Annotated in this window: 24 protein-coding genes; 14 read left to right on the top strand and 10 right to left on the bottom strand. The window is 65.8% G+C overall.

Going from position 1 to position 22,563, the window contains the following annotated elements; all coding sequences use genetic code 11:
- Positions 1-11 precede the first annotated feature (11 nt).
- Positions 12-1,286, bottom strand: coding sequence for a ubiquinone biosynthesis hydroxylase (locus FJ957_RS14895; RefSeq protein WP_140832533.1), 1,275 nt, complete (start codon positions 1,284-1,286; stop codon positions 12-14).
- A 103-nt stretch (positions 1,287-1,389) separates the two neighbouring features.
- Here FJ957_RS14895 and tesB point away from each other — a divergent pair, with 103 nt between their 5' ends.
- From tesB to xth, 7 genes are all read left to right on the top strand, one after another.
- On the top strand, positions 1,390-2,253 hold the full coding sequence (gene tesB, locus FJ957_RS14900) for an acyl-CoA thioesterase II (protein WP_140646056.1): 864 nt from the start codon (positions 1,390-1,392) through the stop codon (positions 2,251-2,253).
- 247 nt (positions 2,254-2,500) lie between these two features.
- Entirely contained in the window at positions 2,501-2,839 is a 339-nt protein-coding gene (locus FJ957_RS14905) for a P-II family nitrogen regulator (RefSeq protein WP_006327120.1), read from the top strand.
- A 94-nt stretch (positions 2,840-2,933) separates the two neighbouring features.
- The gene (locus FJ957_RS14910) at positions 2,934-4,211 is read left to right on the top strand and encodes an ammonium transporter (protein ID WP_281407679.1); all 1,278 of its coding nucleotides are present in this window, start codon (positions 2,934-2,936) and stop codon (positions 4,209-4,211) included.
- Positions 4,212-4,473: 262 nt separating this feature from the next.
- Positions 4,474-4,749: a hypothetical protein gene (locus FJ957_RS14915; protein WP_140832539.1), complete on the top strand. Its 276-nt coding sequence runs from the start codon at positions 4,474-4,476 to the stop codon at positions 4,747-4,749.
- Between the two features lie 208 nt (positions 4,750-4,957).
- Positions 4,958-7,636: a DNA translocase FtsK gene (locus FJ957_RS14920; RefSeq protein WP_140832542.1), complete on the top strand. Its 2,679-nt coding sequence runs from the start codon at positions 4,958-4,960 to the stop codon at positions 7,634-7,636.
- Positions 7,637-7,840: 204 nt separating this feature from the next.
- The gene (locus tag FJ957_RS14925; protein WP_140832545.1) at positions 7,841-8,509 is read left to right on the top strand and encodes an outer membrane lipoprotein carrier protein LolA; all 669 of its coding nucleotides are present in this window, start codon (positions 7,841-7,843) and stop codon (positions 8,507-8,509) included.
- Between the two features lie 142 nt (positions 8,510-8,651).
- A complete protein-coding gene (gene xth / locus FJ957_RS14930; RefSeq protein WP_140832548.1) occupies positions 8,652-9,458 on the top strand; it encodes an exodeoxyribonuclease III in 807 nt (268 codons plus the stop codon).
- Between the two features lie 122 nt (positions 9,459-9,580).
- Here xth and FJ957_RS14935 read toward each other — a convergent pair whose 3' ends face one another.
- Both FJ957_RS14935 and FJ957_RS14940 read right to left on the bottom strand, forming a co-directional pair.
- Positions 9,581-10,036 (bottom strand): cyclic nucleotide-binding domain-containing protein, encoded by a 456-nt coding sequence (locus tag FJ957_RS14935; protein ID WP_140832551.1) that lies wholly within the window; start codon positions 10,034-10,036, stop codon positions 9,581-9,583.
- Between the two features lie 239 nt (positions 10,037-10,275).
- Positions 10,276-10,959 carry a response regulator transcription factor gene (locus FJ957_RS14940; protein WP_040991447.1) on the bottom strand — a complete coding sequence of 228 codons (684 nt, stop codon included), beginning with the start codon at positions 10,957-10,959 and terminating at the stop codon, positions 10,276-10,278.
- Positions 10,960-11,106: 147 nt separating this feature from the next.
- Here FJ957_RS14940 and FJ957_RS14945 point away from each other — a divergent pair, with 147 nt between their 5' ends.
- A complete protein-coding gene (locus FJ957_RS14945) occupies positions 11,107-11,640 on the top strand; it encodes a L,D-transpeptidase (protein WP_246685852.1) in 534 nt (177 codons plus the stop codon).
- Positions 11,641-11,708: 68 nt separating this feature from the next.
- Here the strand turns inward: FJ957_RS14945 and FJ957_RS14950 are convergent, their stop codons facing one another.
- Entirely contained in the window at positions 11,709-11,969 is a 261-nt protein-coding gene (locus FJ957_RS14950; protein ID WP_140832557.1) for a hypothetical protein, read from the bottom strand.
- A 130-nt stretch (positions 11,970-12,099) separates the two neighbouring features.
- Here FJ957_RS14950 and gcvA point away from each other — a divergent pair, with 130 nt between their 5' ends.
- The gene (gene gcvA, locus FJ957_RS14955) at positions 12,100-13,020 is read left to right on the top strand and encodes a transcriptional regulator GcvA (RefSeq protein ID WP_140832560.1); all 921 of its coding nucleotides are present in this window, start codon (positions 12,100-12,102) and stop codon (positions 13,018-13,020) included.
- Between the two features lie 10 nt (positions 13,021-13,030).
- On the opposite strand, the gene FJ957_RS14960 is transcribed toward gcvA, so the two are convergent.
- From FJ957_RS14960 to tsaD, 6 genes are read right to left on the bottom strand one after another with little or no spacing between them, the layout of a single operon-like run.
- Entirely contained in the window at positions 13,031-13,456 is a 426-nt protein-coding gene (locus tag FJ957_RS14960; protein WP_140832563.1) for a DUF1761 domain-containing protein, read from the bottom strand.
- 50 nt (positions 13,457-13,506) lie between these two features.
- Positions 13,507-14,163, bottom strand: a complete 657-nt coding sequence (locus FJ957_RS14965; protein ID WP_140832565.1) for a methyltransferase — start codon at positions 14,161-14,163, stop codon at positions 13,507-13,509.
- A complete protein-coding gene (locus FJ957_RS14970; RefSeq protein ID WP_140832568.1) occupies positions 14,160-14,585 on the bottom strand; it encodes an EVE domain-containing protein in 426 nt (141 codons plus the stop codon). Before FJ957_RS14970 ends, FJ957_RS14965 begins: the two co-directional genes overlap by 4 nt.
- 32 nt (positions 14,586-14,617) lie before the next feature.
- Positions 14,618-14,914 (bottom strand): YciI-like protein, encoded by a 297-nt coding sequence (locus tag FJ957_RS14975; protein WP_140832571.1) that lies wholly within the window; start codon positions 14,912-14,914, stop codon positions 14,618-14,620.
- A gap of 18 nt (positions 14,915-14,932) precedes the next feature.
- Complete coding sequence (locus FJ957_RS14980; RefSeq protein WP_140832573.1) at positions 14,933-15,952, bottom strand: NAD(P)H-dependent glycerol-3-phosphate dehydrogenase; 1,020 nt, start codon at positions 15,950-15,952, stop codon at positions 14,933-14,935.
- Entirely contained in the window at positions 15,949-17,034 is a 1,086-nt protein-coding gene (gene tsaD / locus FJ957_RS14985; RefSeq protein WP_181180585.1) for a tRNA (adenosine(37)-N6)-threonylcarbamoyltransferase complex transferase subunit TsaD, read from the bottom strand. Before tsaD ends, FJ957_RS14980 begins: the two co-directional genes overlap by 4 nt.
- A gap of 213 nt (positions 17,035-17,247) precedes the next feature.
- Here tsaD and hemC point away from each other — a divergent pair, with 213 nt between their 5' ends.
- The 5 genes from hemC (at position 17,248) to FJ957_RS15010 (ending at position 22,548) form a co-directional block, all read left to right on the top strand.
- Complete coding sequence (hemC, locus tag FJ957_RS14990; protein WP_140832579.1) at positions 17,248-18,171, top strand: hydroxymethylbilane synthase; 924 nt, start codon at positions 17,248-17,250, stop codon at positions 18,169-18,171.
- Between the two features lies 1 nt (position 18,172).
- Positions 18,173-18,886, top strand: coding sequence for a uroporphyrinogen-III synthase (locus FJ957_RS14995; RefSeq protein ID WP_140832581.1), 714 nt, complete (start codon positions 18,173-18,175; stop codon positions 18,884-18,886).
- Between the two features lie 106 nt (positions 18,887-18,992).
- The gene (locus tag FJ957_RS15000; RefSeq protein ID WP_140832584.1) at positions 18,993-20,456 is read left to right on the top strand and encodes a mitofilin family membrane protein; all 1,464 of its coding nucleotides are present in this window, start codon (positions 18,993-18,995) and stop codon (positions 20,454-20,456) included.
- A gap of 10 nt (positions 20,457-20,466) precedes the next feature.
- Positions 20,467-22,035: a heme biosynthesis protein HemY gene (locus FJ957_RS15005; protein WP_140832587.1), complete on the top strand. Its 1,569-nt coding sequence runs from the start codon at positions 20,467-20,469 to the stop codon at positions 22,033-22,035.
- 33 nt (positions 22,036-22,068) lie between these two features.
- Positions 22,069-22,548 carry a TerB family tellurite resistance protein gene (locus FJ957_RS15010; RefSeq protein WP_140832589.1) on the top strand — a complete coding sequence of 160 codons (480 nt, stop codon included), beginning with the start codon at positions 22,069-22,071 and terminating at the stop codon, positions 22,546-22,548.
- Positions 22,549-22,563: the final 15 nt, after the last annotated feature.

The following is a 22,563-nucleotide window of genomic DNA, read 5'->3' on the forward strand; positions in this document are numbered from 1 at the left end:
TCGGCAAGCGCTCAGATCGCCTCGCCCTTCAACAGCCGTGGGGTTTCGCCGGACAGCCCCGAAGCCTGGCGGATGAAGAACTCTTTCAGCCTCGGCATGCGCTCGACCAGCCCGAGGCCAAGGTCGCGCGCGGCACGCAGCGGGCCGATGTCGTTGGAGAACAGCCGGTTCAAAACGTCGGTGGTGACGCCCATCTGCAGCGTGTCGAAGCGGCGCCATTGCTGGTAGCGCTCGAGCACGTCGAGCGCGCCGATGTCCTGGCCGAGCCGGTCGGCCTCGACCACGACCTCGGCCAGGGCCGCGACATCCTTGAAGCCGAGATTGAGGCCCTGACCGGCGATCGGGTGGATGCCGTGCGCGGCGTCGCCGGCCAGCGCGAAGCGCGGCGCGACGAAGGCGCGGGCGAGCGTCAGGCCGAGCGGCCAGGCGCGCGGCTTGTCGGCGACGCTTATTTCGCCGAGCTTCAGGCCGAAGCGCTGCTCCAGATCGTGCTCGAAGACGAACTCGTCGCCGTCGACCAGCGCCTTGGCATCCTGCGTGCGCTCCACCCAGACGATCGACGAACGGTTGGTGCCATCCTTGTCCGGCTTCAGCGGCAGCGTCGCGAACGGGCCGGCCGGCAGGAAATGTTCGTCGGCGCGGCCGTTGTGCGGGCGCTCATGCGCCACCGTGCAGACGATGCCGGACTGGCCGTATTCCCATTTTACGGTCTTGATGCCGGCCATGTCGCGCAATTTCGAATTGACGCCGTCGGCGGCGACCAGCAGCCGCGCCTTCAGCGCGGCGCCGTCGGCCAGATGCACGGTGACGCCAGCGCCGTTCACATCGAAGGCGCTGACCGCCATGCCTTCGATGATGTCGATGCCGAGCTTTTCGGCGCGCCGCCGAAGCGCGCCGTTCAAGTCGCGGTTGGCGACCATGTGGGCGAAGGGCTCGCCGGGCGCAACCTCGCCGTCGAAGGTCAGGAACACCGGACGCACCGGGTCGGCCGTGCGCGAATCGGTGATGATCATTTCGGTGATCGCCTGTGCTTCCGGCGCGATCTCTTCCCAGACGCCAAGCTGCTCCAGCATGCGGCTGGCCGCCGCCGCTATGGCCGAGGCGCGGCCGTCGCGCTGCCAGACGCCAGTGGGCGCCGCGTCGACGACGGCGATGGCGAGGCCCGGCCGCGCCTGCTTCAGCGACACGGCCGCGGTGAGGCCGACATAGCCGGCGCCGGCGATGAGCACGTCCAGAGCCTCGCGCTTCCCATCGGCCCCTGCTCCGTCCGGCTTGCGGTCGACCATGGCATCATCCTTTCACGGCTTCGGCCGGCCGCCGCTTGCGGCCTTGACTGCCCGCACGTCCTGTCCGAAACCGGCCATGGCACATCCTCGAAGGATTTCAAACATGACAGCGGCCATGGACGAGCTTCTCGACATTCTCGACCTCGAACAGCTCGAACACAATCTGTATCGTGGTCGCAGCCCCAAGGTCGACTGGCAGCGCGTCTTCGGCGGCCAGACCATCGCCCAGGCGCTGGTAGCCGCGCAGCGTACCGTCGAGCCCGAACGCCATGTGCATTCGCTGCACGGCTATTTCATGCGGCCGGGCGACACCAAGCTGCCGATCGTCTACGAGGTCGACCGCATCCGCGACGGCGGCTCCTTCACCACGCGCCGGGTCGTTGCAATCCAGCACGGCCAGGCGATCTTCTCGCTGGAGGCTTCCTTCCAGCAGGACGAGGTCGGGCTCGAGCACCAGCTGCCGATGCCGCGCGACGTGCCGGCGCCCGACACGCTGCTCACCCAGCGCGAGCTGCTCGGCAAGTTCGGCGAGGCGGTTCCGGAAGGCATCAGGCGCTACTGGGAGCGCGACCGGCCGATCGAGATGAAGCCGGTGATGCTGAAGCACTATACGAGCCGCGAGAAGCTGGAGCCGCAGCAGAACATCTGGATCCGCACCACCGGCCCGGTGCCGGAAAACCGCGCGACGCAGGCGGCCGTGCTCGCCTACCTCTCCGACATGACGCTGCTCGACACCTCGACCTTCGCGCATGGCCGCGCCATCTTCGACCGCGACATCCAGGCCGCCAGCCTCGACCACGCCATGTGGTTCCACCGCAGCCATTCGCTGGACGACTGGATCCTCTACAACCAGGACAGTCCGTCGACCCAAGGATCGCGCGGCTTCACCCGCGGCTCGCTGTTCGCACGGGATGGAACGCTGATCGCCTCGGTCGCCCAGGAAGGCCTCATCCGGCTCAAACGCTGAGCCGGCTTCCGGTTCAAGCCTACTTAATAGGCATTTTCCGAATTTTGCCTATTTTTTGATCCGCCGGCTCGATGCGCTCTCGCACAAACAGTGTGCGCGGGTCACTCGTTCCCTTTGTTTACAACAGGTTAATGCCCTGCTTCGGCAATTGGCACGGAGCTTGAATCCTGCCGAGCACTCTCCGGCTCCTCGGGATCGGTGAAGGTGTGCAAACGCGGGGGACCGCAACAGCAAAGGGTGAAACCTTATGAAAATCGTGATGGCAATCATCAAGCCGTTCAAGCTCGACGAGGTGCGCGAAGCGCTCACCGCCGTCGGCATCCAGGGCCTGACCGTCACCGAGGTCAAAGGCTACGGGCGTCAAAAGGGGCATACCGAAATCTATCGCGGCGCGGAATACGCGGTCAGCTTCCTGCCCAAGATCAAGATCGAGGTCGCCGTCGGCGCCGACATGGTCGACAAGGCCGTCGAAGCCATCACCGCGGCCGCCAAGACCGGTCAGATCGGCGACGGCAAGATCTTCGTCTTCGGCATCGACCAGGCGGTGCGCATCCGCACCGGCGAAACAGACACCGACGCGCTCTAAGCGGCGACCATCCATTCCAACGGAGAGTTCAATGAATATTCCTTCCACCTTGAAGACGACGGGACGCGCGGCCGCTTCGCTCGCGCTCGTGGCCATGAGCACCGTCGCCGCCATCGCGCAGGAAGCCGCCCCGGCAGCACCCGCCGCGCCGGCGCCGGCGCTCGACACCGGCAACACCGCCTGGATGCTCACCTCGACGGCGCTGGTGCTTATGATGACCATCCCGGGCCTGGCGCTGTTCTACGGCGGCATGGTGCGTAAGAAGAACGTGCTCGCCACCATCATGCAGAGCTTCGCCATCACCTGCCTGGTGACCGTGCTGTGGTTCATGTTCGGCTATTCGCTGGCCTTCACGACCAATGACTCCGCCAGCTTGAATGCTTATATCGGCGGCTTCTCGCGGTTCTTCCACCATGGCATCACCGTCTCGACGCTTTGGCTGCCGGGTGTCTCGAACATCCCCGAGTTCGTCTTCTCGATGTTCCAGATGACCTTCGCCATCATCACGCCGGCGCTGATCGCCGGCGCCTTCGCCGAGCGTATGAAATTCTCGGCGCTGCTTATCTTCATGGGCTTGTGGCTGGTCTTCGTCTATGCGCCGATCGCGCACTGGGTGTGGGGCGGCGGCTTCCTTGGCGCGGCCGGCGTGCTCGACTTCGCCGGCGGCACGGTCGTCCACATCAACGCCGGTGTCGCGGGCCTGGTCTGCGCGCTGGTTCTCGGAAAACGCGAAGGCTACGGCACCACCAACATGGCGCCGCATAATCTGGTCTATTCCGTCATCGGCGCTTCGCTGCTGTGGGTCGGCTGGTTCGGCTTCAACGCCGGTTCGGAACTCGCCGCCGACGGGCTCGCGGGTGCCGCCATGATGAACACGCAGGTCGCCACCGCCGCCGCGGCGCTGGCCTGGATGTTCGCCGAATGGATCGTCGCCAAGAAGCCTTCGGTTCTGGGCATCATCTCGGGCGCCGTCGCCGGTCTCGTCGCGGTGACGCCGGCTTCCGGCTTCGTCAACCCGACCGGCGCCTTCATCGTCGGCATCATCGCCGGCGTGGTCTGCTACCTCTCGGCGGTCAAGCTCAAGCATGCGTTCGGCTATGACGACTCGCTCGACGCCTTCGGCGTCCACGGCGTCGGCGGCATCGTCGGCGCGCTGCTCACCGGCGCGCTCGCCGATCCGGCCATCAACGCCCTCGGCAAGGATGCTTCGGTAGGCAAGCAGCTCTACGGCATCGTCTTCACCATCCTGTGGACGGCGATCGCTACCTTCGTGATCCTCTACATCGTTAAGGCCCTGGTCGGCCTGCGTCCGTCGACCCAGGAAGAGGTGGAAGGCCTCGACGTCACCCAGCACGGCGAAGTGGTGCCGTAAGGCCGTCTTCGTCAGGGGCCGGCGGATCCTCCCGCCGGCCCGAATTCCTCCCAAGATCCCGTCGTGACGCTCCCGAAAGGGGCTCACGCCTTGAGGCCCGGGACAACGTTCCGGGCCTCCTTTTTTGTTTGGCGCCTGCCAAGCGAAGTTTCGATCACATTCACTTGATCGAACCTGCGTGAAACATCGACCCTCCAGATTCCGTAATGGGATAGCGAGCGTCATCCAGGCGCCCGCCAAACAAGAGGGAAGGAATCAACTGATGAACTTCAAGAACATCTTCCTGGGAGCAATGGCTCTTTCGATGATCAGCGGCGTTGCACTTGCCGGCGCTCTCGATGAGCCGGCCAACATGGACCCGTTCTTCACCGATTCCAGCATGAAGACCATGAAGCCTGAGGCCGACTTCAAAGCAGCCTGGGCGGCGATGCCCAAGGACAAGCAGGACATGATGATGAAGGAATGCCAGGACGCGGCGATGAGCAAGCCTCACGCCGAGTTCTGCGGCAATCTGGTAACCTACGTCGGCAACAGGTGATCTGCGGCAGGTCGGGTCCGGAAGGGCCCGATCGTTTCGTCATTTCAAGGCAAGGGTGGCGGGCCGCGAGGCCTGCCACCTTTGTTCGAGCCGAGGCCCGGTAAATGGCCATGGTTAATGCGGCCTTAACCTTCCCCCCGATAGTCTGGCGTTCGAATCTGCCGGAATGCGCCATGCGCCCGGCCAGGCAACGATCACGGGGAAGAGCATGCGTTCAGGCGCCTCAGCACCGCTCGCGCTGACCGATACGGGGCACGGCATCCAGGCATTCGCGCGGCGTCAGGTCGGGCGGCTGGTCGGCGCCGGGCTGTTCCTGTTCACCGCCTTCGGCATTGCGGCCTTAGCCACATGGAACGTCGCCGATCCGAGCTTCTCGCACGCCACCAGCAATGTCGTCACCAACGCCATGGGTTATGCCGGCGCGGTGTTCTCCGACCTCGCCATGCAGTTCTTCGGCCTTGCCGCCGTCGCCGGGCTGGTGCCGGCGGTGATCTGGGGCTTCCTTTTGTTTTCCGCGCGCGGCGTCGACAAATTGCCGAAGCGTGGCTTCGCCTGGTTCGGCTTCGCGCTTCTCGCCGCGGCCATCGTCGGCTGCGTGACGCCGCCCAACACCTGGCCGCTGCCGACCGGGCTCGGCGGCGTGTTCGGCGACATGGTGCTGAAAATCCCGGGCATCGCGGTCGGCGGTTACCCGAAAGGGCTTTTCGCCAGCATCATAGCGGTCATCCTCGCCGCGCCGATGTTGTGGCTGTTCGCCTATGGCTCGGCGCTGATCGCGCGCAAGAACGGCTTTGCCGTCATGGAGCGCGCCGCCCGGCCCGATCCGCGCGAGCAGGACGAGATGTTGTTCGACGATGATGAGGACGAGGGCGACGAAGGCATCCTCGCGCTCGGCGCCGTCACCCATTGGTGGCTGTCGTTCCGCGCCTTCCTGCATCGCCGCGCCGAGCGGCGGAGGCGCGAGCGCAACGAATTCGAACCGCCAATGGAACCGAAAGCCAGCGCCTGGCGACGCGCCGCCGAGCGGGTCGAATCGGCCGAGTTCGCCGAGGCCCGCATGAGCCCCGGCGGTCGCGCCCGCGTCGAGCCGGAATTCTTCGCCGCCATGGTCAATGATCGCACCGCTTCGGTTGACCCGGTCGATGAAGACATTTTCGGCGACGAGGATGACGAAGGCGTCGACCTTGACGATTTCGACGACGAAGGACCAGCCCGGCGCCGCGCCGGGCCGGGCGCCAAGGTGCAGAATTTCCGCTCCGATGCGGCGACCCGCGTCGCCGCGCCGGCGGCGCGACCCGTGCCGGGCGGGCGCGTCCAGCGCGAGGCGCAGACCTCGCTGATCGGTTCCGACACGTTCGAGATGCCATCGCTGCATTTCCTGTCCGAGCCGAAGAACGTCGCCAAGGATCCAAGCCTGTCGAAGGACGCGCTGGAGCAGAACGCGCGCCTGCTCGAAGGCGTGCTGGAGGATTTCGGCGTCAAGGGCGAGATCATCCATGTCCGCCCCGGTCCCGTCGTCACGCTCTACGAGCTGGAGCCGGCGCCCGGCATCAAGTCCTCGCGCGTCATCGGCCTTTCCGACGATATCGCCCGCTCGATGAGCGCGATCGCCTGCCGCGTCGCCGTCGTGCCCGGCCGCAACGCCATCGGCATCGAGCTGCCCAACGCCAAGCGCGAGACGGTCTATCTCAGAGAGATCATGGCCAGCCGCGATTTCGAGACGACCAAGGCGAAGCTGGCGCTGGCGCTGGGCAAGACCATCAATGGCGAGGCGGTCATCGTCGATATCGCCAAGATGCCGCACGTGCTGGTCGCCGGCACCACCGGCTCGGGCAAGTCGGTCGCCATCAACACCATGATCCTGTCGCTGCTCTACCGGCTGACGCCGCAGGAATGCCGGCTGATCATGATCGACCCGAAGATGCTCGAACTCTCGGTCTATGACGGCATCCCGCATCTGCTGACGCCGGTCGTCACCGACCCCAAGAAGGCGGTCGTCGCGCTGAAATGGACGGTGCGCGAGATGGAGGACCGCTACCGCAAGATGTCCAAGGTCGGCGTGCGCAACATCGACGGCTTCAACGCCCGCGTCCAACAGGCCGAGAGGAAGGGCGAGAAGATCTCGCGCACGGTGCAGACCGGTTTCGACCGCCAGACCGGCGAGGCGATCTACGAGACCGAGGATCTCGATCTCGAGCCGATGCCCTATATCGTGGTCATCATCGATGAGATGGCCGACCTGATGATGGTGGCCGGCAAGGACATCGAGGGCGCGGTGCAGCGGCTGGCGCAGATGGCGCGCGCGGCCGGCATCCATGTCATCATGGCGACGCAGCGCCCGTCGGTCGACGTCATCACCGGCACCATCAAGGCCAATTTCCCGACCCGCATCTCCTTCCAGGTGACGTCGAAGATCGACAGCCGCACGATCCTTGGCGAGCAGGGCGCCGAGCAGTTGCTCGGCATGGGCGACATGCTCTACATGGCCGGCGGCGGCCGCATCCAGCGCGTGCACGGCCCGTTCGTGTCGGACGACGAGGTCGAGAAGGTCGTCGGGCATCTGAAGCTGCAGGGCGTGCCGGAATATCTCGACGCCATCACCGAGGACGACGAGGACGAGGACGAGGACGGTCCGTCGGGCAAGGGTGGCTCCGGCGGCGGTGGCGGCGGCAATTTCGAGGATTCCGACGATCCATACGACCAGGCGGTGGCGGTGGTGCTGCGCGACGGCAAGGCCTCGACCAGCTACATCCAGCGCAGGCTCGGCATCGGCTACAACCGCGCCGCCTCGATCATCGAGAAGATGGAGAAGGAAGGCATTGTCGGCCCGGCCAACCATGCCGGCAAACGCGAGATTCTGGTGCCGACCGAAGAGGACAAGTTCTAGGGCTATAGAAATCCAGGCGAGGCCGGCCCGGCCCGGATCTCGACAAACCCTGGCCGGCCAGACGCCAGCCCGGGTCAGCAAGCAACCGGAAATCGTCTGGCGCGTTCAATGCGACGGGCTGTGGACCTGCCGCGCACCCGCCAAACTTAAGCCCCAGTGGGAGTCCAGAAACTGCGGCGACACGAATCACAGGAAGCGACCGGCATGAAGACCCAGACAGAATTCGCCATCACCCGCCGCCAGGTCCTCGGCCTCGGCCTGATGCTTGGCGGAGTCGCCGCTCTCAACCTCGTCCCGGGCTACCAGCTCGTGGCCGCGGCGCAGGCCGCCGTGCCGCCGGCGGCGCAGAAGATCGCCGACCATTTCTCCTCGGTGAAGTCGATGAGCGGCGAGTTCGTCCAGTTCGGCCCGAAAGGCGAGCAGACCGGCGGCAAGTTCTTCCTCGAACGCCCGGGCAAGATCCGCTTCAACTATGACGGCTCCTCGAACTTCCGCGTCATCTCCGACGGCAAGTCGGTGGTGATCCTCAACAAGAAGCTCAACACCTCCGACCTCTATCCGCTGTCGAAGACGCCGCTGAAGCTGCTGCTCGACGACCGGATCGATCTCTCCGGCGGGCGCGTCAAGGCCATCAAGGAAGAGGACGACCTGACCACCATCAAGCTTTCCGACAAGTCGGTCTTCGGCAATGCGATGATCACCATGATGTTCGACCCGAAGACCTATGATCTGCGCCAGTGGACGATCACCGATGCTCAAGGCAAGGACACCACGGTGATGATCTTCAACACCAAGGAAGGCGTCAGCTTCCCGCCGGACACGTTTGCCATCGACTATACCGCGAACCGCGAGCTGAATACGAAAACCAGATAAGCTCTTCCTCCCCGTTTACGAGGAGAGAGGCCCGGCAGAGCGAAGAGGGGGAGCGCTGACCTCGACCGTTGTCGCTTAGCTTGTTTTTGTCGCGCTTGGCTGGCACTAGTGCGGCGACTTTCGCCGTCCTGGATTCCGCCGCATGCCCTTCACCATCGCCACCTGGAACATCAACTCCGTGCGCCTGCGCATGCCGATCGTCGAGCGGCTCCTGAAAGAGCACGCTCCCGACGTGCTGTGCCTGCAGGAGACCAAGGTTCCCGACGAGCTGTTCCCGGAAAAAGCCTTCCGCAAGGCGGGCTACGAGCACATCCTGTTCCACGGCCAGAAGGGTTATCACGGCGTCGCCACCGTCGCCCGCCGTCCTATCGAACTGGTCGAGAAGCGGCGGTTCTGCGAGATCGACGACAGCCGGCATCTGTCGGTCAGGGTACGGGCGGGCGGCAAGTCGGTGGTGGTCCACAATTTCTACGTGCCGGCCGGCGGCGACGAGCCGGACCCGGAGATCAACCGCAAATTCCGGCACAAGCTCGATTTCGTCCATGAGATGAACGGCATGCCGGCGTGCCAGGACGAGCTATCCGCCTCGATCCTGGTCGGCGACCTGAACATCGCGCCGCAGGAGCATGACGTCTGGTCGCACAAGCAATTGCTCAACGTCGTCAGCCATACGCCGGTCGAGACGACAAATTTCGAGGCGATGCGCGAGGCCGGCGGCTGGGTCGACCTGATGCGGCTCAACGTGCCCCCCGAGCAGAAACTCTACACCTGGTGGAGCTACCGCGCGAAGGACTGGGAAGCCTCCAACAGGGGGCGCAGGCTCGATCACGTGTGGTCGTCAGCCAATCTGGTGCCGAGCTTCACCGGCTACGAGATCCTGCGGGCGGCGCGCGGCTGGGAGAAGCCGTCCGATCATGTGCCGGTTATTGCACGGTTCGACCTGGATTAGCGTGGGACGGCGGGAGGGGAGGCGCCTGCCTTTGCGGTCGTCATTCTAGGGTCCTGCGCGCGTCGCTTCGCTCCTTGCTCCGCCCTAGAATGACGAAGGCGCTCTCTGGCCGACGCCTACCGCTACCCCGTAAACCGCGGCGCCAGTTCCTCGATGCGGGCGATCATCTGCTGAAATTCCTCCAGGATGCGCGCGTGCAGTTGCACGGCGAGGTCCGGATACTCCTCCAGGATGCGGCGGAACATCTTGCGGCTCAACCGGATCACTTCCGAATCGATCGCCGCAGAAGCGCTGGTCAGCCGCCTGGTGTCGGCGATCAGGGCCAACTCGCTCAGCATCGCGCCCGGGCCAGCCGTGCCGATCGGGACGCGCTCGCCGCCCTGTTCGCGGTAGAGCGCGATGCGGCCTTTGACCACGATATAGGCGGAGTCGGCCTCGTCATCCTCGAGATAGAGCTTGCGGTCGGCCTGCAGCAGGGTGGTCTCGGCGCCGAAGGCGAGCAGGCGCAGCTGTTCCTGCGTAAAGCCCTGGAAAAGCTTCACGCTGGACAGTATGTGGATGTCGTCATCCAGCGCCATCCTAGCTGTGTCCCCGAGCGGTCAGTCCAGTCCCTCCTTTGGAGCGGCGCGCCCTCTTGGGCGCGCGAAACGCTCCACCGTGCATCGTGCGATGCGTGCAACGAGCCGATCCATCACCCTCCAGCGCCAGGATCGTACCCGAAGCGGTCCCGCCCGCCCGCTCATTCCGTTTGTTTTAGCGCAATTCCGGACGGAAAACCGCCTCACACTTTCCTGGAATTGCTCTAGATCATGAATGTTTAAGGAACCAGCTTGTAGCCGCCGCTTTCTGTCACAAGAATTTCGGCATTGGAAGGATCGCGCTCGATCTTCTGGCGCAACCGGTAGACATGGGTCTCCAGCGTGTGCGTGGTGACGCCGGAATTGTAGCCCCAGACCTCTTCCAGCAGCACGTCGCGCGTCACCACCTTCTGGTCAGCGCGGTAGAGATACTTGATGATCGAGGCTTCCTTTTCGGTCAGCCGCACCTTGGCGCCGCGCGGATCGATCAGCAGCTTCTGGCTGGGCTTGAATGTATAGGGGCCGACGGAGAAGGTCGCATCCTCGCTCTGCTCATGCTGGCGAAGCTGGGCGCGGATGCGCGCGAGCAGCACGGCGAAGCGGAAAGGCTTGGTCACATAATCGTTGGCACCGGCCTCGAGACCCAGAATCGTGTCGGAGTCGGTGTCATGGCCGGTCAGCATGATGATCGGCGCCTTGTAGCCGCCCTTGCGCAGGATTTTCACCGCCTCGCGGCCATCCATGTCGGGCAGGCCGACATCCATGATGAGCAGGTCGACGACGCCGCCGCGCGCCGCGGCAACGCCTTTTGCGGCGGTCGATTCCTGCTGGACGTCGAATTCTTCGTAGAGCGCCAGTTGCTCGACCAGGGTGGCGCGCAGGTCGTCGTCGTCATCGACGATCAGGATGGTGCGTGATGTCATGGATCAATCCGTTGTTTTAAAAAGAATATTCAGTTGACCTCCCCCCATTTATGCGGAAGCTCACCGGCGCAACAGCCGATCACAGTGATTTGTTCCGTGACACAATCATACAAGAAAAAACGCGCGCGCAATGAGGCGGCCGCATTTTTGCCCAAAGCCTTGCGTGTTTTGGTCGTTCGCGCACGGCCCGGCAATCCGGCGCAGGGGTTCCTGCAGGCCGGCAAGACGGTGTTTCCCTGCGCTTTGGGGCGCGGCGGCATCACCGCCAACAAGCATGAAGGGGACGGCGCGACGCCGTTGGCGTCGATGCGCATCCTGTCAGGCTATTTTCGGGGCGATCATTTCGCGGGCGGGCGCAGGACGAGGCTGCCGATGGCCCCGATCGGTCCGGATCTCGGCTGGTGCGAGGTGCCGGACGACCGCAATTACAATCGGCCGGTTAAGATCCCCTATGGCGCGAGCCATGAGCGAATGAAGCGCGGCGACCGGCTCTATGATGTCTGCCTGGTGCTCGACTGGAACATCGCGCCGCGCCGGCGCGGGCGTGGCAGCGCGATCTTCTTCCATTTGGCCCGGCCGGGCTTCACGCCGACGCAAGGGTGTGTGGCGGTGACGGCGCGGACCATGGCGAGGCTGCTTCCGTTGCTGTCGGACAGGACGGTGGTGCGGGTAGTTAGATAGGCAGTAGGCAGTAGGCAGTAGGCAGTAGGCAGTAGGCGTCTCCTTCCCTATTGCCTACTGCCTAATCCCTACTGCCTCTTTCCCGGTTTCTGCCAGCCCGTGCCGAGCAGCCCGATCTCGTGAAGCTCCCGGTCCATCGCCTTCGCCACATCCCGGCGCCCGGCGCCGATGTCGCGCAACTGGCTGTCGGAGAGGTTTTCGACCGACTCGTGGGGCAGCCGGGCGGCGACCCGGGCGTGGCGCAGCCAATCGCATGCCGAACGCAGCCAAAGGGTGAGGCCGGACGGGCGTTCCGGGGGACTGCAGGACTTCAGGGCGATCTCAGACATGGCTCTATCCGTGTTCTCCGGATATCAAATCCGGTTTGATAGTGTTTCGATGAAGCCATCATGCCGGATTGAAAAACAAACGGGAAACGAGTAGTTCTTTTCCGATTATCAAGTTTTATTTGGAGATCGCATGTCCAAGCTGCTGCCCGGAACGCGTGCGCTGCGGACGTTCGAAGCGGCCGCCAGGCATCTCAACTTCACCCGCGCCGCCGACGAGCTCGGCCTGACCCCGGCGGCGGTCAGCCATCAGATCAAGGAAATCGAGGATCAGCTCGATCTGGTGCTGTTCACGCGCACCAGCCGCACCATCCGGCTGACCGAGGCAGGCAACGTGCTGCTGGAGGCCTCGGTCGATGCGCTCGACCTGTTGAACCGCGCCGTCAGCCGCGCCCGCAAGATGACGCGCGGCACGGCGCTGCTGAAGGTGACGCTCGACGCCCAATTCGCGACGAAATGGCTGATGCGGCGGGTCGACGATTTCCGCAAGCAGAAGCCGGGTGTCGAGCTGCGTTTCGACATCACCTACGATGTACGGGATTTCGACCTAGACGACGTCGATGTCGGCATCCGCTTCGGCACCGGCAGATATCCGGGGCTCACCGCGCACCGGCTGTTCGAAAATATCATCATCCCGGTGTGCAGCCCGGCACTCCTTGCCTCGGGTCCGCCGCTGAAGGAGCCGCGCGATCTCTTCAACCATACGCTGGCGCACATCGAATGGTCACGGCAGGGCGTGACATGGCCGAACTGGAGCATGTGGATGCAGGCGGCCGGCGTCGACGATTTCGACGACAGCCGCACGCTGGTGTTCAGGTCCTCGACGGATGCCACCCAGGCCGCGCTCGACGGCAACGCGGTGGCGCTGGCCGACTTCGCCATGGTGGCAAACGACCTTTCGCAAGGGCGGCTGGTGCGCCCTTTCGAGCTCGGCATCAAGGTCGCGCCGGACTTTGCCTATTTCCTGGTCTACCCCGAGGCCGCGAAGGACGACGCGCGCATCGCCGCCTTCCGCGAATGGCTTACCGAGGAAGCGGCGAGGACGCAGACATAGACTATGATGGTCAGCCCGCGGGCGCGGCCGGTGCGCCGAACCAGCCGATGACGGCGCCGATGATCAGCATCACGCCCAGCCAGTGGCCGGCATCGATCAGCGTCAGGGCCCAGCCGAAGCCCTCATAGCGGTGGTTGACGGTAAGCGTGGTGGCGATGAAGCCGAGCCAGAGCACGAAGCCGAACAGCAGCCCCGCGATCGGGTTGGGCTCGCCGCCGGTTATCGCGCCCACCACCAGTGTCAGGACAAGCGCCATGATGAGCTCGGCGACGAAGCTGACGATGAAGGGAACGGTCGAGCGTTTCATGGTGGCCGGATCGAGCTTGGCCGCCTTCAGCCAGGGCTTGCTCAAGCCCATGTACCAGGCGGCGCCGAACAACCATGCCACGACAGCGGCGGCGATCACCGCCAGCCAGTTCACGACCGAAAAATCCATGCTTTCCCCTCCAAGTCGATAGGCGATGGAACGCTTGTTCGGCGATCGCGTCAAGCAAGGCGCCAGACGGTGGTGCGCTTGACCTCGGCGTCCTCCAGCACGCGCGTCACAGGAACCTGGTAAACGGCCAGCGATTCCAACCCGATCCTGGGGAGATAGGCGCGACCCGGATCGCCGACGAGGATATCGGCGCCGCGCGCGTTCAGGGACTTGAACCAGGGCAGCAAGCTGTCGGCGAAAGCCTTGTCGTAGAAGACGTCGCCAGCAAGCACGACGTCCCAGCCATCGTCGGAGCCGACACAATTCGTACCGAGGAATTGCGCTTCGACGGCGTTGGCTTCGAGGTTGAGCGCGATCGCCGTCTCGCAGAACGGATCGATGTCGGCGGCGGTCATCTCCGCCGCGCCGGCTTTCGCCGCGGCGATGGCGACGAGGCCGGAACCGGAAGCGAAGTCGAGCACCCGTTTGCCGCGCACCGTTCCGGGATTGTCGAGCACATAGCGGGCGAGACCTTGGCCGCCGGCCCAGGCAAAGGCCCAGAAGGGCGGCGGCAGGCCGATCTCGGCCAGTTCTTCCTCCGTGCGCAGCCACAGATCATGCGCCTCGTCGGCGAGATGCAAAAACACTTCCGGCACATGCGGCGGCGCCATCAGCGCCGTGTTGTCGAGGATGAACTTTTTCGCGCTCTTCGGCGTGAGCTTCGTCACGGCGCCGGGTTGAGCTCGGCCATGCGGCAGACCTCTTTCCATTCGGCCGGCGTCACCGGCTGAACGGAAAGCCGGCCGAGCCGAACCAGCGCCATCTCGGCGAGCTTGGGATTGGCCTTGACCTGTTCCAGCGTCACCGGCTTCGGCACGTCCTCGTAAGCGCGGATGTCGACGCATTCCCAGCGTGGATCGTCCGTCGTGGTGTCGGGATGGGCCAGCGCGCAGACCTCGGCGATGCCGACGATGTCGAGCCCCTCGTTGGAGTGATAGAAGAAGCCGAGATCGCCGATTTGCATCGCCTTCATGTTGTTGCGGGCGGCGTAGTTGCGCACGCCGTCCCACTGCGTGCCGGCCTTGCCCTTGGCCTTCAGCGCCTCGAAGGAAAAGACCGAAGGTTCGGACTTGAACAGCCAGTAGTTCATATTGCTCCTCCTGCGGCGCTTGGCTTCGCGAATTAACTAGCCGCCGGCTTGTTGAAGGTCCAGTTCCACTGCCGGATTTCGACGCTTTCGAACAGGCCTGCCTTGGCATAGGGATCGGCCGCCGACAGCGCCTGCGCCGCTACCAGATCAGGCGCCTCGACCACGACCAGGCTGCCGTCCGGCTTGCCCTCGGTGTTGAGGAAAGGCCCGGCGAAGGCGAGCTTGCCCTCGCCGTTGAGGCCTTCGAGGAAGGCGACATGGGGTGGCCTTGTATCGATGCGCAGCTGCAGGCTGCCGGGCTTGTCCTTGCAAATCAACGCAAACAGCATTTTTCAACTCCGATGGGTTCAGATGTCGGTTTCGGTTTTGAGCGGGCGTGTCATCAGGGCGGTCACGGCTTGGCCGATGGTTATCTTACCGTCGAGGATGGCGGCGACGGCGGAGATGATCGGGGCCTCGATGCCGCGCTCGGCGGCGATTCGGGCGGCAATGCCGGCCGTCGGCACGCCTTCGGCCAGCGGCAGGCCGGCAAGCGGCTTGCCCTGGCCCAGCGCCAGGCCATGTGCGAAGTTGCGCGACTGCGATGACGAACAGGTGAGCAACAGGTCGCCCAGGCCGGAAAGCCCCATCAGCGTCTCGGGCCTGGCGCCGAAGGCGGCGCCGATGCGGCGCAGTTCGACGAAGCCGCGCGTCACCATGGCGGCCTGGGCACTGGCCCCAAGCCCGGCGCCGGTGACGGCGCCGGCGGCGATGGCAAAGACGTTCTTCAGCGCGCCGCCGATCTCGACGCCGATCAGGTCGTCGCTGGAGTAGCAGCGCAGGTTCTCCGCCGAGAAGCGCGCGGCGAGCTCCGCTGCCAGATCGCCTTCGCGAGCGGCAACCACGACTGCCGTCGGCAGGCCGCGCGCGACATCGCTGGCGAAGCTCGGACCGGACAGCGCCGCGACCGGATTGCCCGGCAGGCTTTCCTCGACGATCGCCGACAGCAGCGCGCCGGTGTCGCGCTCGATGCCCTTGGCGCAGAGCACCAGCGGCGCTCCCTGAGGCACATGGTTGCGTGCGGCGGCCAGGACCGCGCGCAGCGACTGCGCCGGCGTCACGGCGAGCACGCAGTCGGCGCCGTCGAGCGCCGTGGCCAAATCGCTGGTGGCCGCGATGCCGGGAGCGATCCGGATGCCGGGCAGGTAGCGCGGGTTCTCGCCGTGGGCGACGGCAGCGACGGTCTCAGTGTCGCGCGCATAGAGCCGGATGTCATGGCCGGCGCGCAGCATGGCCAGCGCCAGCGCCGTGCCCCAGGCGCCGCCGCCCAGCACCGCAACGCGCCAGCCGCTGCCCGATTTCCTGCCGCCCGCCATCTTCGCGCTCATGCCTTGGCACCGCGCCGGCCCGAGCCGACCAGGGGCGCGGAAACACTGTCGAGCGGCCAGCGCGAACGCGGCACGAAATCGGCGGTGTTTTCGTCGGCGATGCCGGCGCGCAGCCGCTCGATGCCGGCCCAGGCGATCATCGCGGCATTGTCGGTGCAGAGCTTTTGCGGCGGCGCGACGAAGGCGAAGCCGGCTTGCGAACAAAGCGTTTCAAGCGTTGCCTTGATCGTGCGGTTGGCGGCGACGCCGCCGGCGACGACCAGCGCCGGCTTCGCCTGGCCGGGAAATTCCTGGCGGAAGCGGGCAAGCGCGCGCGCCACGCGGTCGCCCAATGCGTCGGCCACCGCCGCCTGGAATGAGGCGCAGATATCGGCGATGTCCTGGTCGCTCAGCGGCGCAATGGCGGTTGCCGCCTGGCGCACCGCGGTCTTGAGGCCGGAGAAGGAGAAATCCGGCTGCGCCGAGCCCTTCATCGGGCGTGGGAAGGCAAAACGGCGGGGATCGCCGCTGGCCGCGGCCTTCTCGACATTCGGGCCGCCGGGATAGGGCAGGCCTAGCATCTTGGCCGTTTTGTCGAAAGCTTCGCCGAGCGCATCGTCGATGGTCGTCGCCCAGCGCTGGTAGTCGCCGACGCAGCGCACCGCGACGATCTGGGTGTGGCCGCCGGAGACGAGCAGGAGAAGGTAGGGAAAATCGAGACCGTCGGTCAGCCGCGCCGTCAGCGCATGGCCCTCGAGGTGGTTGATGGCGATCAGCGGCTTGTTGGCGGCGGCGGCGATCGCCTTGGCGGTCATCAAGCCGACGATCAGCCCGCCCACCAGACCCGGCCCCGCCGTCGCGGCAATCGCGTCGACCTCGTCGAGCGAGACGGACGAGTCGGCAAGTGCTGCCTCGACGATGCCGTCCAGCGCCTCGACATGGGCGCGCGCGGCAATCTCGGGCACGACGCCGCCGAAGGCCGCGTGCTCCTCGATCTGGCTGAGCACGATGTTGGACAGGATTTCGGGCGCGGAGCCGCCGTCCAGCGCCACCACGCTGGCCGCCGTCTCGTCGCAACTCGTCTCAATGCCCAGAACGCGGATCAATTGGTCGCTGTCCACAAAGATTGTGTCGCCGGAGGTCTGTCGATATTCAGGTGATGCCGGCCTGCAAATGGCGGTTTTCTGCATTTCCGGTGCTCACGTACCCAAAAGTACGCTCCGCTCCGGTTCTCGAAACCCACCATTTCGGCTCGGCCTGACCTTGAATCTCGGCAGACCTCGAGTTCACTCGGGGGTTATCACGGACCGCGCGCCATGCAAACTTTGAAAATCGGAACACGCGGCAGCCCGCTGGCGCTCGCCCAAGCGCATGAGACGCGGGCGCGGCTGATGCAGGCGCATGGGCTGCCCGAGCAGGCATTCGAAGTGATGCCGATCTCGACAAGCGGCGACCGCATCCAGGACCGGCCGCTGTCGGAAGCCGGCGGCAAGGGCCTGTTCACCAAGGAAATCGAGGAAGCGCTGCTTGACGGCCGCATCGACATCGCCGTGCATTCGTCAAAGGACATGCCGACGGTGCTGCCCGACGGATTGGAGCTTACCACGTTCCTGCCGCGCGAGGACGCCCGCGACGCCTTCATCGGCAAGAAGGTGAAACAGATCGCCGACCTGCCGCATGGCGCGATCGTCGGATCGTCGTCGCTTCGCCGCCAGGCGCTGCTTCGCCGCATGCGGCCGGATTTCGAGGTGGTGATGTTCCGAGGCAATGTGCAGACGCGGCTGCGCAAGCTGGACGAAGGCGTCGCCGAGGGCACCATCCTGGCCTATGCCGGGCTGAAGCGGCTCGGGCTCGAACATGTCGTCACCGACCTGATGCCGCTCGAGGATTTTCCGCCGGCGCCGGGGCAAGGCGCGATCGGCATCGAAACCCGCATAGGCGACCGCGATATCGAGACGATGCTGGCGGCGATCCATCACGTGCCGACGGGCCAGGCATTGGCCTGCGAGCGCGCCTTCCTCGCCGCGCTCGACGGCTCGTGCCGCACGCCGATCGCCGGCCATGCGACGGTCGCGGGCGAAAACCTGTCCTTCACCGGGCTGATCATCTCGCCCGACGGCAAGGAATCGCACGAGGTCCGGCTGGAAGGCGAGGCCGCCGACGCGGCGGAGATTGGCCTGGACGCCGCGCGGACGGTTCGCGCCAGGGCGGGCGCCAAATTCTTCGACGGCTGGGCCTGACATGGTCCGCGTCCTGGTGACGAGGCCGGAGCCCGGCGCGTCGCGCACGGCACGACGCCTCGAAACTTTGGGATTTCAGCCTGTCGTGCTGCCGCTGACCGAGACGAGGACGTTGCCCGTCGAGGCGACCATCGGCGGCGATGCCGTCGCGGTCGCCGTCACCAGCGCCAATGCGGTGCGGCACGCGCCGAAGGCGCTGATCGCGGCGCTTGCGAGCCTGCCTTGCCACACGGTTGGCAAAAGGACGGCCGAGGCATGCCGCGCGGCGGGATTTGCCTCCGTCACGGAAGGTCCGGGCGATGCCGAGGCGCTGGCCGACGCCATCGCTGGCGGCCTTGCCGGCAAGGCAATCGTTTATCTGTGCGGCCGCGTCCGCTTCCCGGTATTCGAGCGGCGGCTGGCGGCGGCGGGCACGCATGTCCAGGCGATCGAGACCTACGACACAACAGGGATCGACTATCGCGATGCCGACGTGATCGCCCGCCTGTCGCGTCATCCGGTCGAGGCGGCGCTGCTCTATTCGGCCAAGGCCAGTGCCGCGCTGGTCAGCCTGGCAACGCGGCCAGTCCTGCAGCATCTCTTTGGAAAAACAGAATTTTTGGCGCTTTCGGCGCGTGTCGCCGAGCCGCTGCAGGGGATCGTCCGTCAAACGATCCGCATTGCATCCAAGCCCGAGGAAGACGCACTGCTGGCGCTTTTGTCGCTGCCGGACTGAGCCACGTCATCACACCGCCCCCTTTTCACCGCTTGGTGATGTGCTAGAGCATCCTGACGCTCTGGACCCATTGATCCATCCTCAAGCCATTTTGCGGAGCCCAAGCATGGTCAAGACGCCGAAGATGCGACATTCGAAGACCCGGCGCGAGCCGGTGACCATCGAACTCGAGCCCGGCGCCGTCTCGCGAATCACCGACGAGGATGCCGCCAAGGCCGAGGCCAGTGCCGCGCAGACCGACGAGGCGAAGGCGCAAGAGGCCGCCGCCGCTTCGCAGCCGGAGGCGCCGGAAGAGCCGATCCATGCCGAGCAGGCCGATATCGAGCCGTGGGAGCATAGCGACGCCGCGCAGGCAGCGGCCGACAGGCCCGAGGCCGGCAAGGACGAGCCGGAGGCGCCGTACCCCGGCGGTTCCGATGCGTCGAAGAGCCAATCCAAGGGCTTCGAGTATAATTTTGAGGACGCCTCCGCGCCCGGCGCCGGCGCCTCCACAGAGAAGCCAAGCGAGACACGCAGCGAGGATCGCGCGCCGCAACCTTCGCGCAAGACCGGCGTCAACGCCATCGCCGCGGGCGTCATCGGCGGCGTGATCGCGCTTGCCGGCGCCGGCCTGCTGCAGGCGGTCGGGCTGATTGGCGCGCCGGGATCGAACGGCGTATCCCTCGATGGCGTCAATGGCGAGATCGCTTCGCTGAAGAGCGAGATCGCGGCGTTGAAGGAAAGCGGCGACACGGGCGCCGCCGCCAAGGTCAGTGGTCTTTCGTCGGCGCTCGAGCAGGTCAAGGCCGATGTCGCGGCGCTGAAATCCTCGGCCGGACAGAGCGGCGACGGCGCCGCGCTCAAGGCGCTCGGCGATAAGGTCGGCCAGATCGAGACGACCGTCGCCGACCTGCAGAAGAACGGCAATGCGGCGCCCGTCGATCTCGGCCCGCTCAACGAGAAGATCGCCGGGCTCGACGCGCTGGTGAAATCGACCGGCGACGCTGCCAAGGCCGAGGACGGCCGGGTCGCGGCGCTGGAACAGTCCGTGTCGCAGCTTTCCGGCAAGGTCGAGGCGCAGGCCTCGCAGCCCAAGATCGCGCTGGCGATCGCGGCCTCGGCGCTGAAGTCGGCGCTCGATCGCGGCGCGCCATTCGCGACCGAGCTCGATACGTTCGCGGCGATCGCGCCGGATGCGCCTGAGCTCGCGGCGCTGCGCTCCTATGCCGAAAAGGGCGTGCCGACCCGCGCCACCATCGCGTCGGAGGCCGATGCGGCCGCCAATGCGATGGTCGAGGCGGCGACACCGGTCGACCAGAACGCCGGCTTCTTCCAGAGCCTGGTGTCGAGCGCGGAATCGCTGGTCAAGGTACGGCCGGTGGGGACTATCGAAGGCAAGGGTGTGCCGGAAACCGTGGCCCGCATGGAAGTGGCGGTCAACCAGGGCGACTACGCCAAGGCGCTCGGCGAATACGATACGCTGCCCGACGCGGCAAAGGCGGCCGGCGCCGATTTTGCCGGCAAACTGAAGGCGCGGCTGGAGGTCGAAAAGCAGCTCGAAGCGCTGATTGCCGACGCGACGAAGGCGTGAGGACGACAAGATGATCCGCCTCCTCGTCTTCCTCGCCGTCGTCTTCGCGCTGGGACTGGGCTTTGCCTGGCTGGCCGACCGTCCGGGCGACATGATCGTCACCTTCAACGGCTACCAGTACCAGATCACGCTGATGGTGGCGGCAGTGGCGATCGTCGCCGTGGTCGCCGCGGTGATGATCGTCTGGTGGCTGATCAAGTCGCTGTGGAACAGCCCGTATACGATCTCGCGCTATTTCCGGGTGCGCCGCCGCGACCGCGGCTACCAGGCGCTGTCGACGGGCATGATCGCCGCCGGCGCCGGCGACGGCGCGCTGGCGCGCAAGAAGACCAAGGAGGCGGCCAAGCTGATCAACTCCGACCAGGAGCCGCTGATCAACCTGCTCGACGCCCAGGCGTCGCTGCTCGAAGGCGACCATAAAGGCGCGCGGGAGAAGTTCGAGCGCATGCTCGACGATCCCGAGATGCGGCTGCTCGGGCTGCGCGGGCTCTATCTCGAGGCCGAGCGCCTCGGCGACCGCAATGCCGCGCGCCACTATGCCGGCCGTGCGGCGGCGGTTGCGCCGCAGCTTGCCTGGGCGGCGGAATCGACGCTCGAGGAGTTGACCGAACGCGGCGACTGGGACGGCGCGCTGAAGCTGGTCGAGGCGCAGAAATCGACGCGGCAGATTGAGCGCGACGCGGCCAACCGCCGCCGCGCCGTCCTGCTCACCGCCAAGGCGCAGGCGCTGGTCGACAGCGATCCGAACGCGGCCCGCACCGCGGCGCTCGAAGCCAACAAGCTGGCGCCGGATTTCGCGCCGGCGGCGGTCATCGCCGCCGATCTGGTTATCCGGCAAAACGACGTGCGCAAAGGCTCCAAGATACTGGAGGCCGCGTGGAAGGCCGAACCGCATCCGGATATTGCCGAGCTCTACACCCATGCCAGGCCGGGCGATGCCGTGCTCGACCGCCTCAACCGGGCGAAGAAGCTGCAGGAATTGAAGAAGAATCACGCCGGGTCGTCCATGACCGTGGCGCGGGCGGCGCTCGACGCGCAGGATTTCGCCACCGCGCGGCGCGAGGCGGAGGCCGCGATCCGCATGGATCGCCGTGAGGGCGCCTATCTGCTGCTCGCCGATATCGAGGAAGCCGAGACCGGCGACCAGGGCAAGGTGCGGCAGCTGCTGTCGAAGGCCGTGCGCGCGCCGCGCGATCCGGCCTGGGTGGCGGACGGCGTCATCTCCGAGCGCTGGGCGCCGGTGTCGCCGGTCACCGGCAAGCTCGACGCCTTCACCTGGCGCGCGCCGATGGAACGGCTTGGCCGGCTGATCGATAGCGAGACGGACGCCGCGGTGCCGGCGATCACCGCCGCGCCGCCCGCCGCACCCGCTGAAAAGGCGATCGACATTGTTGCCGACGCGCCCGCCGAGAAGCCGGTGCCGGCCAATGGCGGCGGCAAGGATGAGGCCGTTGCGGAAGCCGTCAGCGAGGCTGAAACCACCGGACGGGGTTCGGAATTACCGCCTTTGCCGGACGATCCGGGTGTCGCGCCGGAAGAAGAAGCGGAAAAATCGCCGCGGCGGTTTCGTTTGTTTTGAGGCCGGGTTTTGGCGGGCAGGGAAAAGGTGTCGATGTTCGAGCGTGTGTTGTCCTTCCTGAGAGATTTGCCGGCTGCCGGCCATGCCAAGCCGAGCGCCGACGATCCGCGCGTCGCGGCCTCGGCGCTGCTCTACCATGTGATGAACGCCGACGGCGTGCGTCAGGACGTCGAATGGGAGCGCTTCAAGCAGATCCTCGCCTCGACCTATTCGGTGAGCGGCGAAGAGCTCGACGCACTGGCCGCGGCCGGCGAGAGCGCCGACAATGAGGCGATCGATCTCTACGCCTTCACCAGCGTGCTCAAGCGCGATCTCGACGCCGAGGCGCGCAAGGCCTTTATCGGCCTGATGTGGGAAATCGTCTATGCCGACGGCGAACTGCACGAGCTCGAGGACAACACGGTCTGGCGGGTCGCCGAGCTGATCGGCGTCGAGCGCCATGACCGTATCGAGGCGCGCCGCAAAGCGGCGGCCGAGGCGCCCGGCGCGCGGGGCAAATCGAGCGACGAATAACAGGACCCTTCGCCT

Source organism: Mesorhizobium sp. B2-4-6 (assembly GCF_006442775.1).
In the GTDB taxonomy this organism is placed as follows: Bacteria; Pseudomonadota; Alphaproteobacteria; order Rhizobiales; family Rhizobiaceae; genus Mesorhizobium.